Below are 13,149 nucleotides of genomic sequence, written 5' to 3' on the forward strand. Positions count from 1 at the left end.
CCCATAGCACTCCCTGAAGGGCAGAGCCTTCGCTCTGCCCTTCTTTTTCATCTGCACAATCTGCTCCAATTGAGGACGAAATGAACCGACTCTCTCGCATCGCCCTTGCCGCTCTTGTCGTCCCTGCACTGTCGCTTGCCTCTCACGCCGCCGAACGCATCTCGCTCGACGGCCCGGGCTGGACCTTCAAGACCACGCTCGCCGAAAAAGCCGAGCCGGTCACCGTGCCCCACAGCTGGCCCGCCGACGAGAAGTACCGCCGCTACATCGGCCACGCCCTCTACGAACGCGACTTCGATGCACCCACGCTCAAGCCCGGACAGATCGCGCGCCTGCACTTCGATGCCGTCTACGACGTCGCCCAGGTCTGGCTCAACGGCCAACACATCGGCACGCACGAAGGCGGCTACACCCCCTTCGAGTTCGACATCACCAAACTCCTCAAGCCAGGCGTCAACCACATCAGCATCGAGGTCGATAACACTCCAACGCTCACCTCCATCCCCGCGCTCGCTGCCGGTGTTCCTTCCATCGACCACCCCGGCCCCTACGGCACCGCCAACCGCATCACCATCGTCGGCTGGATGCCCTACGGCGGCATCGTGCGACCCGCAAGCATCGTCATCACCGACGCCGTCTACCTCCGCAACATGAAGATCGACACGAAGCCCAACCTCAAGACCGGCATCGCGACCATTCACCTGCGCGCCTGGCTGCACAATGCTGGCTCATCGGCCGCAACGACCACCGTACAGGGCGAGATCGCCACGCTTCCCGTCCACCTCAAGCCCACGCGCCTCGCAGCCAACGCCGATGCCGAGGTCACCTGGACCGGCACCCTGCGCAACGCGCATCTCTGGAGCCTGCGCGACCCCTTCCTCTACACCGCAGAGCTCTCCATCCCCAACGACGATCTCACCGCGAACATCGGCGTGCGCGAGATCCGCGTCGAAGGCACCGAGCTCAAACTCAACGGCCACACCGTCCACCTCTATGGTGCCAACCGTGTCGGCGAAGATCCCAAAGAAGGTCTTCGCGAGTCCGACGCCATCCTCGAGCGCGACCTCTCCGACATGCTCGCCGACAACATGCGCATGATGCGCATCGCGCACTATCCGCAGCCGCCCTACCTGCTCGACTTTGCCGACAAGCACGGCATGCTCATCATCCCCGAGGCCGGCAACTGGAATTTCAGCTCCTGGCAGATGGCCGACCCCGGCGTCCGCGAACGCTTCAAGAAGCAGATGAAAGAGATGATGGAGCAGGACTGGAACCATCCCTCCGTCGTGGCCTGGAGCGTCGGCAACGAATACGAGTCCTACACGCCGCAGGGCCGCGACTGGACCCGCGACATGCGCGCCTACACCCTCTCGCTCGACCCTACGCGCCTCATCACCTTCGCCTCGCGCTACACCGGCGATCCTGCCGTCAAGACCGGAGCCGACGAGGCCAGCCAATACTCCGACTTTGTCTCCATCAACACCTACGGCGGCTATGCCAAACGCTTCGACCACGTCCACCAGCTCTACCCCAACAAGCCCATCTTCGTCACCGAATTCGGCAAGATGGGTGAGCCCGGCCTGCACGACCCTGAACGTATCAAGGACATCACCGACGCCGTCACCGCGATGAAAGAACGTCCCTGGATGATCGGCGGCTCGCTCTGGACCTGGAACGACTACCGCTCGCTCATCAAAGGCACACCGGCAAACGGCATCCGCTCCTGGGGTGTCGTCAACATCGACCGCGAGCGCCGCGACAGCTGGAAGGCCGTGCAGAAGCTCTTCGAGACCGAGCTCCCCTAACTCTCCTCACCGCATCGCTGCCTGCGTGCATCCAAGCAGGCAGCATGCGCGAGATCTTCATCGGCACCGCAGGATGGTCGATCCCAACCGCTCACGCACCGAAGTTCTCGTCAGCAGGCTCTCATCTTGAGCGCTATGCTCGCATCTTCCACTGCGCCGAGATCAACACCACCTTCTACCGCCCGCATCGGCCCGCAACCTGGGCACGCTGGGCGGAGTCCACACCGCCGGACTTCCGCTTCTCAGTCAAGCTGCCGCGGGCCATCACGCATGACTCCAGCCTCGTCTGCGAGCGCGAACACCTCCTGCCCTTCTTCGATCAGATACGCACGCTCGGTCAACGCCTCGGCCCTCTGCTGATTCAGCTGCCCCCGTCGCAGAGCTTCGATCCGCTCCGCGCCCCAGCATTCCTGGAGACAATCCGCACCGAGTACCCGGACGGCCCGATCGTCATCGAACCACGCCACCCCACATGGTTCAGCAGCGAGGCCGAACAGCTTCTCTGTCATCTCCGCATCGCACGAGTCATAGTCGATCCACCCATCTGCCCCGCCTCGCTCACCCCAGGCGGCGATCCGTCCCTCGTCTACATCCGTCTTCACGGCTCGCCGCGCATGTATTACTCCAGCTACGATGACGCCTTCCTCGACGGCATCGCCTCGCTCATCTCAAAGCATTCCTCCGCTACCGCCTGGTGCATCTTCGACAACACCGCACACGGACACGCCACGGCCAACGCGCTGCAGCTCTTGCAAAAGATCCCGGGATAATACTTCACGGTGTCATTCCGAGCGCAGCGAGAGCCCCCGCATTTGCACTTTGGTCCTCTCCGCGCTGAATCCCGAAACCCTCAAGCCATCTTTACCGCGGCAATATCCGTCACGGCGGGCCGGCTCTGACGAAACACCGGCCACAGCAGCGTAATCGCAATCGGATGCAGCACCGCCATCAGGAAGAACACCGGCGTGTACCCTCCATGAGTCACGAGGTAGCCCACGATCTCGCTCGATAGCATGCCGCCGAACCCCGAGCCCATCGCAATCAGTCCCGCAGCCTTGCCCACCTGGTTCGCCGGATACAGCTCGATCACCGTCGCCGTCAGCGTCACCAGCCAAGCCATGTGCGCCAGCGCGACCACCGAAGCGATCAGCACTGACAGCGCATAATGTGGCACCAGGGCCGCCAGCGGACTCAGCGGTACCAGCACCGCCGCCCCCAGCATCGTGTAGCGATACGCCAGCCCGACCTTCATGCCGGAGCGTATCAACCGCCGCGACAACAGGCCTCCCGCAATCGTCCCCAGCCCCGCGCCCAGGTAAACCACCCAGCCGATCTTTGCGAGCTGTGTCATCGGCAGGCCGCGCGCGCTGTTCAGATACTTCGGAAACCAGAACAGGAAGAAGTACCACACAGGGTCCGTCAGGCTGCGCGCAATCAGCAGCCTCCACGTCGAGTTTCTCCGCAGCACCTCCCGCGTATTCGCCGCGCTTGCAGCCTTGCTCACCGTTACCGCAGATTCACGCTCGCGATAGAACCACAGCCACAACGGGATCCACAGCAGCCCCGCTACGCCGTCGATCAAAAAGATCGAGCGCCACGGCAGATGGGTCGTCACTGCAACGATCACCGGCAGCGCAATGATCGCGCCCGCGGTCGCCCCCATCGTGTAGATACCCACGGCAAGCCCGCGCTGCTTGTGGTCGAAGGTCTCGCCCACCGCCTTCGGAGCCGCCACCCACAAACCCGGCTCTCCCAACCCCAGGCAAAACCGCGCCAGCGCCAGCATCCACACCGACGACGCAAACGCCGTAGCCGCCTCCGCCAGCGACCACCAGCCCACAAACAGCGTCATCGATCTCCGCGTGCCCAGCCAGTCCGAGAGGAAACCTGAGACACCGTATGCCACCGCCGAAGCAAAGAGAAAGAGGCTGACGATGTGCGCATAGCCCGCATCGTCCAGATGAAGCTCGGCCTGAAATCGCGGAGCCACCACCGACAAACTCTGCCGGTCAAAGTAATTAATCAGCGAAACCGTAAAGAGCAGCGCAATGATCCCCCACTGATGCCGGGAGAGCCTTCCTTCACACTCGTTCATGCCGCTCCTTCAAGATCAGTAACAGCGTACTTCAAAGATCGCAGGCAGGGCGGCCCCATGGGCAAGAACGGCAATCGAAAGCTCCTTCGTCACAACCGGTCTCTCCAGCCGAAGGCTCCATCGCGTCTGATGATTCTCCGTCACGTGGGCAAGCACGCCCGCGCCTGCCGCACACACTTCAAACTCCGTGGCGCATGCAGGCATCACCCGCTCCGGATGTCCCATCAGCACCGACTCCATGGGGTGATCGAAGTCCGTATCGAAGCTGATCTCGATCTCGCGAATCGTCTGCGCCTCTTTCCACTCCAGCCTCAACGCGGGTCGCGCATCCTCACGCGCAGGAACCCAAGCATTCACACCGCACCACGGCCGCGCCACGCCATTGCTTACATTCGTTGCGTCAAATACCTTTAACGCGGGCTCAATCGTCACCGCAAGATTGCGCGCCACCGGCCGCCGTTCCGGCAGCCAGTAGGCGAACGTATCGATGCCCGACCCCTCGGGGGGCGTCTGCACCAGACTCTTCGCCACCGCCTTATTCATCTTCTGCGACAGGGTCAGCACGCCCGTCACCTGCTCCTGGCTAAGCGCCACGGAGACACCCTCCGCCGGATGCAGCATGTAAAACACGTGCTGCGGGGCATCGACCCTCGCATCGAACCGAAGCTCCGCCTCCTGCTCGCCCGCGCCCAGCGTCAACTCCGTGGCTGCCAAAAACACATCCGGCGTCGTATTGCCGATGCGCGCGGAAGCCCACAATGCCGCGCGAACCGTCACCTCGCGCTCGCTTCGCAACGAAACTGTAACGACCGGCACGCGACCGGCACTCACCGGAAGCAACAGCGCCATCGGCTTGTCCAGCACCGTCCACTCACCCGATGGCTTCAGCGCGCGAAGCTCCAGCGCACTCGTCGCCCTCACCATTGCCGAGCGCGCCTTGTCCGCCACATCGTCGACAAGCACACCGGGAATAAACTGCCCCGCACGCAGAAGCTCCTGCTGCAGCTCCCGCATGCTCTCCGGTCCCAGCAGGTCACGGGGCCGCAGCCCATCGCGTGAACATACCGCCGCAGCCATACCAACCGCCTGCCCGTTGTGCGCGCACGTCGCCATCACACGCGTCGAACCAAACGCGATATGCGAAGCCGAGATCAGCCGTCCCGTCAGAAACAGGTTCGGCACATTGCGGCTATACATCGTGCGATACGGTATCTGAAACACGCCCTTGCTGTGCCACTGCGTGCATCCCGGCTGCGCGCTGTATACGCCATCCGAAGGATGCAGGTCGATCGCCCATCCACCAAAGCTCACCGCGTCCTCATGCTGCCGCTGCTCCACCACGTCCTGCTGCGTCAGCATCACATCGCCCTCAAAGCGACGACTCTCGCGCTTGCCCGGTATCGTCCCCATCCACTCGAGCGTCAGCGTCTCCGCCTCCGGAAACTCGCCCGAGTTCTTAATGTAGTTCCACACACCATAGGCGACCTTCCACAGCTCCCACTTAATCTCCTCGGTCTCGTACACCGTATCGCGCGAGCCGCCATACTCCAGCCACCACAGCCTGCACCCCGAGTCCGTCACGCGCAGCTCGCGGTATCGCGGAATCTGCGTAATGTCCTTCAGCGCAAACGCCGGCGGCACATACGTCACCGGCCTGCCAGTATCGCGCGAGTAAAAATAGAGCGAGTGCCCCAGTAGCGTGTTCTGCTCTGTCTCAGGAGCCAGCAACTCGCCAAACTCGCTGCGTGCCTCCGCGCCCATGCGAAACGCCGCCCCCGAAAGAAACCCCAGCAGACCGTCGCCCGTCGCATCCACAAACAGCGGAGCCTCCAGCCTGTAACGCGTCTGGTTCTGACTACAATACGCCGTCGCGTTTTTGATCGCGCCGTCTCCGACCGTCTCAATCTCATCGACCGCCGTATTCAGCAGCAGCCGAATCCGCTCCTCACGCAGCACAAATTCCAGCACAATCGAATCGAGAACAATCGCATTTCCCTCCGGGTTGCGCCACATGTTCTCCACCAGCAGCTCGTCGATCACGCCGCCCTCGCGCGCCCAACGGTTGTTGTTGCCCATGTGCGAGGTCGCACCCAGGATCCACAGCCGCACCTCGCTCGATGCATTGCCACCCAGCACCGGACGGTCCTGCACCAGAGTCACCTGCAGCCCCGCTCGCGCCGCCGTGATCGCGCAGCAGACACCCGACAGACCGCCGCCCGCCACCACCAGCTCCGCAGCAATCCGTTCCTCACGAAGCTCTCGCGCTACTGGCACTGCATTGGCATTCCCGACGTTGCCGTTGTCACTCATTAATCCTTCTCAATCTTTCAGCGGCCGGCCCGGCCCGTCGTCAGCGATAGACCGAACGGCGCAACCTGCGGATTTATTACTTGCCAATGGAACATGGGAAAGAGTACATGTTAACCGCTAAACCTGTCCAGAATTGTTGATTTTCAAATGGAACATGCCACGCCTCGCGTAGCCTTCGAAAGGACCATGGAGCCTTGCAGAAAAGCGCCCTCTTTGCCGTCTGCCTCTTCGCAGCCAGTATCACTGGCAATACTCAGCAGATCCATCTGCAAAGCTCAGGCATCGCCTTCTCTGCCGAGACCAATGGATTCCGCTACAGCTTCGCCCTCGACGGCAAACCCATCGTCTTCCCCGACTCCAAGGCAGGCCTCCTCATCGGCGGCCAACCTGTCAAGCTTACCGGGACGTCGCGTTGCACCGCCTCCCCCTGTACCGTCCACGCCACCACCGCCGACGGCAAGCCGCTAAGCCTCACCCTCGCGCTCGCGCCGCATCACGCCACACTCACGCTCACCTCGACCGGACCGCTTACCGACGTCCGCTTCGTCACCGGCGGCGCTGCGCCCGCATACGGTCTCGCCGACCATGCCGTCGAACAGGCAAAGTTCTCCACCCTCGCCAACAAGCAGTTCAACACCGACGTCACCGGCTTCACCAACGACGCCTTCCTCTCCGGCGAGGGCATCTCGCGCCTCGTCAGCAACTTCGTCATCTATCCGAGGCAGCGCTTCGCCGTCCTCCTCATCGACCCGCACCGCAAAATCGTCCACACCTCCGGCGAGCAGATCATCCAGGGCGTGCAGCAACTGAACAACGGCACGGTCACCCTCCACTACTTCTTCGGCAACCCGCACCAGATCTACAAGCAGTACCTCGACGCCCGTAACGCCTCTGGCTACCGCATCTTCATGCCCAAGTACGAAGCCTTCGGCGTCGGTTGGGAGGCCTTCGGCGCGCTCGGCTGGGAGACCAACCAGAAGACCGACACTGACTCCATCGACCGCTACCTCAAGCTCGGCTATCCGCTCAAGTGGGTCGTCATCGGCTCCGGCTTCTGGCCCGCCAAGCCCGACTCCATGCACGAGACCACCAGTTTCGGCCTATGGGACCGCGACAAGTATCCCGACCCCAGGGGCATGATCGCGCACTTTCGCAGCGAAGACCTCACCGTCATGCTCGGCCTCCGCATCACCTTCATCACCGACGGGCCGTACTCAAACGAGGGCCTTACCAACGGCTTTTTTCTGAAGGACAGGGACGGCAATGCCCAGTCCTTTACCGGAGGCTGGCCCAAGCTGCCCTACTACCTCCTTGACGCACACTACCCCGCCGCTCTCAACTGGTACATATCCCTCGTTAAGAAGTGGCAGGACTACGGCATCTCTGGCTGGAAAGAAGACTTCTACGGCTACGGCAAGTACGACCTGCGCGACGACAAGGTCGACCCAACCAACGACCGCCTGATGGCGCAGCACCAACTCATCATCGAGCGCAACGGCTACCTCTCTTCCAACGGCGATCTGCATCGCATCAACGACTTCAACTACAACCAGGATCAGGACCGCGGCCCGGTCAACGCTCTCGCCTTCGCCTACTCCGGCTTCCCGCTCGTCTACCCGGATATCGTCGGCGGCACCTTTGGTGAAAATCGCTTTGGCACGGGCCGCACGGCGCGCATGGAGACCTATATGCAGCGCAACGTCATGTGGGCTGCCATGCATTCAAGCATGGGCATGGGCGAACCGCCATGGACCTTCTCCGCGCCGACCGCCTCCATCATGCTCAAGGCCGCGAAACTCCACGAGCGCATCGCGCCCTATCTCTTCTCCAACGCACGGCGCTTCGCGAACGACGGCTACCCTTGGACGATGACCCCCCTCCCCATCGCCTTCCCCGACGATCCCAACGTCTATGGCCGTGAGAACGCCACCACGCGTGGCTACGAGTGGCTCATTGGCGACAGCATGCTCGCTACGCCTCTCTATGGCAACGACTACGAGACCGCACAGTCGCGGGACGTCTATCTGCCAGCCGGCAACTGGATGGACTTCGAGACCGGAAAGATCTATCCCGGCAAGCAGACGCTGAAGGACTTCGCGCTGCCTGCCGACAAGTCGCCGCTTTTCATCGGAGGCTCCGGCATTACACTCGAACAGCAGCAGGGCAAACTCTACCTCTGCATCTATCCAGTAGCGAAGACCTCCACCGCAAAACTCACCCTGCCCGCGAGCACAACCCCCATTACTGTCAACGTCTTCGACATAGAAGTCGGCACGCAACCATCTTCGCTCGTCGTGAAAGACAATGCCGGCAAAGCCGTCGCCACCACCACACTTGGCCATGCGGTCTCTTTTGAACCGAAAGCCGGAGAGACCTACAAAGTGACGAGCAAACGTTAGCCGACGGCCTTGGGGATGTATTCTCTTCAAGGCGGTCTTTCATCTAGTGCCGAGGAGGGTTATTGCTTCACAGACCAGGCATCGTCTACACCACCGCACCCGAAGGCCTCGAGCTCCCCGTCATCGACCTCACCCACCCCGCCTTCGCCATTGCGGACGACTCGGCCTCACGAGCCGCACTCACCGAGCAGTACAAGTTGACCGAGGAGAAGAACGCGAAAGGCCCTATCTTCCTGCGCCGCATCTTTGTCAAGCTCGGAGCGCGACAGTCGCAGCTGCTGCGTGCCCTTAGTCAACCCACAGGTTCCTTCCTCGGCGGCCTGACGACCTACATCATGAAGCTGGGCCCTGATAATCTGCCCGACGGCTTCACCTCATCCCTAGACCAGCGCGTCGCCGGTTCGCCGCACGCCCGCTTCGTGCGTCTACGCCTGCAGCACTGTGCAACCATGCTGGCCGAGGGTCTCGAGCCGCTGCTAGCAGCCTCCCCCAATGCTCCACTGCACTTCATCAACATTGGCGGTGGTCCCGCGATGGACAGCCTCAACGCTCTGCTCTTTCTTTCTCGACGAAACGCAACTCTGCTCAACCGTTCCATCGCCATTCACGTCTGCGACCTCGATACCAATGGCCCGTCCTTCGGTGCCAGTGCCGTCGGCGCTCTTCAGGCCCCAGGCGCACCTCTCGAGAAACTCGGGATTACTTTTGATCGACGAGCCTACGACTGGAACAACGTTTCGGTCCTCGAAGACCTCCTCGCCTCTATCGAGTCCAACGCTATCGTTGGTGCCTCCTCCGAGGGCGCGCTCTTCGAGTACGGCTCCGACGAGGCCATCGTCGCCAACCTGCGGGCACTCCGCTGCGGCGTAAAACTGGTCGTCGGCTCCGTCACCAGCAACCTTCCCATCCGCCGGGAGCAGATCAAAACCATGCGCTTCGCCCTGCATCCACGCGGTGTTGAGGGTTTCCGTCCTCTCACCCAACAAGCCGGCTACACCATCGAATCCGTCGAGATAACCCCGCTGAGTGACCACCTTCTCTTGCGCCCAAATTCAGCGGCACAACCCGAAACGTCTGCGGCTTACTCGGGTTTTGGCGATGAACTTCCCAGATTGCCAAATAGAATTTCCCTTATATCTAAAAACAAAATCCCTGTTCTATTGCGGTAGGGATTTGGGTGAAAACGGTATAAACAAATGAATTCAATAGGTTATCGGCGCAAGGGAGGCATTCGTGATAGAAAGTGTCAGAAATCCCTGTATTTTTCCCTGATAAGGGGAATTCAGCTGGAGAGCGGTTCGCTCCAGACTGCATCCACCGCCACTTAGTCTTCTCTCTGGCTCTTCTTCGTAGAAAAAAGCAGAACATACGCGAAAATCCAAAGGATTCATATTGGGAAGGAAAGCAGAGAATGATTCTGTTGCACGAATTTTCCCTCCCTGGCGGTTGATTCTCCAAGTGTCTTGAACTTAGCGGAGATTGAGATCCGACTACCTGTCTCCGAGGCGGCGGTCTGACAACATCAGCTTCCCTGCAGGTCGCATCAACAGCCGCCCATCTCCGACCTCTGCAGGGGTTCGGCAGAGGTCTCAGGCAGCCGCTTAAGCAAGTAATTGAAGAACCCAGAGCTTACGGTGATTATTCAAAACGCGGGGTGTCCACGGGTGCGACGATAGCCGTCTTTGTAAGGACCAATCACCGCAGCAGGGTACAATCTATTTTCAATGAGTGCATTGCCCTGTACGCAGCAGTTGAGCATTCCGGTGTCTAGGAGTGAACGGATTTGCGGCAATCGGCGCAGCTCGGACTACCTTGCGGACTTTACAGTGTTTGACTTGCAATGGGTCCCCACGGTTCCGTAACAAATGGTCAAAAACGGCGATGTGCCGTAACTCTCCTCTCGGGGCTCTTCACAAAAGCGCACGGCGCATTTGCCGGAATGCCAAGTCTCGCCAGAAGTCATCCGTCTCGAGAGAGAGGGAAACCGTTATCAAAGCCGGAATTGCCGTTCGCGGTCGAGTATCGTTTCCTATGTCGGCCAGCGGGCTCTGATTATTCCCCGCTCCCTCCCCGTTTTTTCCGGAGCATGGTGTTATTTGGCTGTGGGTGCGAACTTTTCCACTCTGCAATAGGCTCTCAAGAAGACTTCGATTGCCGCTTGCACTTTATATCGTTGGAGCTTTTTTGAGGGTACTTCGTCGACGCGCAGCAACATCTTCCTGAGGAATCCACCGGCGACCAGGTCGAGAAAATGCTCCGCTGCCAATTCTGGATCCTCGATCGCCAGTGTGCCGCGGCGGGATTGCTCCCGGAAATATCCGGCTAGCTGTTTCAAACCACGGCCGGGACCACTCTTATAGAAAGACTTGCCAATCTCGGGAAAGCGATTGGCCTCCATTTGAACGATTCGTACCAGCGCTACGTGTTCCGGTGAGAGCAAGACTTCAAGTGCAATTCTCCCGAAGTCAAGCAGGACTCCGCGCACTGGGCCCTCTGGCTGCAGCAGCGACTGAAAACGCTGGAACACCTCATCGAGCTTCCGGTCGATGACCGCGAGAAAGAGTTTTTCCTTACTCGGAAATCGAGCGTAAAATGTCTGCTTCGAAGCGTGCGCGCGTTCCGCAATCAGAGCGGTGCTGGTCCCCTCGTAACCGAGTTCCAGGAACACCTCTGCAGCGACATCCAGCAGGCGATCCGTCCGCAATTTCTCTTCCTGTTCCGGATCAAGTCCGGCCGATTTCGGTCTGGGCATATCCACCTCATTCTATTGCCCGTGAAAAAATTTGGCTTCTTTGCTGAATCTCAGGAGCAATCATCTTCATCTTTATTGTACGGTACCTCATGGTACTATTCTATCCAATAAAGGATAGATGAGCAGCCATGGATGGAATCATTCCTTCTATGAAGCGCGACCCAAGCCTGCCTTTGTTCAGCCCCTGCGGGATCACCGGGCTCTTAGGAAGCGAGTCAGAGCGTCCGAACCTCATCCAGCAACGATCCTTCGGAGGATGTAATGTCAAACACCGATATTATGGCCGAGATGTATTGGGAGGTCGATGATTCACTGGCGGCCTACGCTAACGAAGCCGAAAAATCACTTTCTGCTCTCTACCATCGCGTGTGTGCATCCTACGGCGAGGAGATCGCATTCTTTGTTGCCGAAAAATGGATTGAACTCTTCGAGAAACGTCTCTCAGGCTGCAAAAATGAGCTCCCCGAAATGAGTGAAATTACCGCATGCTCCGTCTCAGCTTTCCTCGTGTGGAGCAACGGAGGAATTCTTCACAGTGCATGAAAATAGACTGCGGTCCTCAAGAGCTCTGCTGCCGCTCTCCATACCCAATCGCAAAAACTCCCTAGGCGCCCGCAATTTCACCATGCTGCTTATCGCCTTAACTCGATGCTGCCGCTTTCTCACCCAGCTTTCCGCGCGTTTGCCAATCTTCTTCAGTATCTCTCCCAGTTGTCTTTGCTCATCGGCAGTCAACCCATCAAACGCCCGCTTCAGCAGAGCGGTGTGCATCTTGAACAACGGCACGAACAGAGCCCGCTCTTTTTCAGTGAGTGATACTGTTCGCACGCGTCGATCCGAGCTGTCTTCCACGCGGCTCACCAGTCCCTTCTTGTAGAGCCGGTCCACGGCGACGCTGGGCCACCAGCTTTGAAGTCAATCGGCGTCTGTACCAGCGGACGATCAAAGATGCCTACGCGAAACATCTGACGACGGTAGGAAGTTGCCTTCGCTGAGATGCATCAAAGGCCCCAATCAGGTTCGTGGGCTTGATGCCGGTAGATACGCAATCATTCTGCCGACAAGAAGATCGACGTGATCCACAAAGAAATCATCATGAAGTTGTCCGACAGTCTGTTTCTGGGATGTGTGCGGGAGGTCGGTCGACAGTTTCAAGACATTCAATGCCGGAATATATATATTCCCCGTGTCGCGTAAAGGCATCCGCATCCACCTCAAACGCTTTCCCGGCAAACTTGGCGCTAGTCGCCTTCAGAATGCGCACAACCGCATGTGTGATTTCTGGGCTGGTCCAGGGAATCAATCTAAGGGCATGTATTCTCTGTTTGCTCACATTCTTCTCCTCGGATGTGCGGACGAAACTCACAACCGGAACACGATCATCTTGTTATGCTGCATTTCGCGCATGGTTTGGGGAATACCACCGGTACCGTAGCCCTGGCGCCGGCCGGAAAGGGCATCCAGTCGGTTCGAAACGCAGTGTGGTCATTGATGAGGACTGCGGATGCATCGAGCAGTCGCGCCGTCGTAAGGGCGGCATGGATGTCGCTAGTAAACACTGCTGCCTGAAACGCGAAAGGCAGATTATTTGCGCAGGCAATGGCATCTTCAAGATCGGCATAACCGTAGATGCAGGGAAGAGGACCGAAGACCTCCTGCTGGGAAACGAGTGCAGCAGGACTCGGCTCCAGAATCACAGTTGGCTGAAAGACTGTGCTACTGATGCGCGCCCCACCAGTCAACAGCTTCCCGGGACGGTCGATGGCTTCTTTGACCCACGTCTCAACT

At 59.6% G+C, this 13,149-nt stretch carries 9 protein-coding genes; 5 read left to right on the forward strand and 4 right to left on the reverse strand.

What is annotated here, in order from left to right:
• The first annotated feature begins 80 nt into the window (after positions 1–80).
• The gene (locus tag JAO29_RS02495) at positions 81–1,805 is read left to right on the forward strand and encodes a glycoside hydrolase family 2 protein (RefSeq protein ID WP_334266587.1); all 1,725 of its coding nucleotides are present in this window, start codon (positions 81–83) and stop codon (positions 1,803–1,805) included.
• Between the two features lie 44 nt (positions 1,806–1,849).
• Complete coding sequence (locus JAO29_RS02500) at positions 1,850–2,575, forward strand: DUF72 domain-containing protein (RefSeq protein WP_334266588.1); 726 nt, start codon at positions 1,850–1,852, stop codon at positions 2,573–2,575.
• Positions 2,576–2,655: 80 nt separating this feature from the next.
• Here the strand turns inward: JAO29_RS02500 and JAO29_RS02505 are convergent, their stop codons facing one another.
• On the reverse strand, positions 2,656–3,900 hold the full coding sequence (locus JAO29_RS02505; protein WP_334266589.1) for an MFS transporter: 1,245 nt from the start codon (positions 3,898–3,900) through the stop codon (positions 2,656–2,658).
• Between the two features lie 15 nt (positions 3,901–3,915).
• Positions 3,916–6,210 carry an FAD-dependent oxidoreductase gene (locus JAO29_RS02510; RefSeq protein WP_334266590.1) on the reverse strand — a complete coding sequence of 765 codons (2,295 nt, stop codon included), beginning with the start codon at positions 6,208–6,210 and terminating at the stop codon, positions 3,916–3,918.
• Between the two features lie 194 nt (positions 6,211–6,404).
• On the opposite strand from JAO29_RS02510, the gene JAO29_RS02515 reads away from it, so the two are divergent.
• Both JAO29_RS02515 and JAO29_RS02520 read left to right on the forward strand, forming a co-directional pair.
• Entirely contained in the window at positions 6,405–8,609 is a 2,205-nt protein-coding gene (locus JAO29_RS02515; RefSeq protein ID WP_334266591.1) for a TIM-barrel domain-containing protein, read from the forward strand.
• 62 nt (positions 8,610–8,671) lie between these two features.
• Positions 8,672–9,778: a hypothetical protein gene (locus tag JAO29_RS02520; protein ID WP_334266592.1), complete on the forward strand. Its 1,107-nt coding sequence runs from the start codon at positions 8,672–8,674 to the stop codon at positions 9,776–9,778.
• A gap of 923 nt (positions 9,779–10,701) precedes the next feature.
• Here the strand turns inward: JAO29_RS02520 and JAO29_RS02525 are convergent.
• A complete protein-coding gene (locus JAO29_RS02525; protein ID WP_334266593.1) occupies positions 10,702–11,361 on the reverse strand; it encodes a TetR/AcrR family transcriptional regulator in 660 nt (219 codons plus the stop codon).
• A 261-nt stretch (positions 11,362–11,622) separates the two neighbouring features.
• On the opposite strand from JAO29_RS02525, the gene JAO29_RS02530 reads away from it, so the two are divergent.
• Complete coding sequence (locus JAO29_RS02530) at positions 11,623–11,904, forward strand: hypothetical protein (RefSeq protein WP_334266594.1); 282 nt, start codon at positions 11,623–11,625, stop codon at positions 11,902–11,904.
• Between the two features lie 836 nt (positions 11,905–12,740).
• On the opposite strand, the gene JAO29_RS02535 is transcribed toward JAO29_RS02530, so the two are convergent.
• On the reverse strand, positions 12,741–13,149 hold a 409-nt coding region (locus JAO29_RS02535; RefSeq protein ID WP_334266595.1), incomplete at its 5' end, for an aldehyde dehydrogenase family protein.

The sequence above is a fragment of the Edaphobacter sp. HDX4 genome, assembly GCF_036877565.1.
In the GTDB taxonomy this organism is placed as follows: domain Bacteria; phylum Acidobacteriota; class Terriglobia; order Terriglobales; family Acidobacteriaceae; genus Edaphobacter.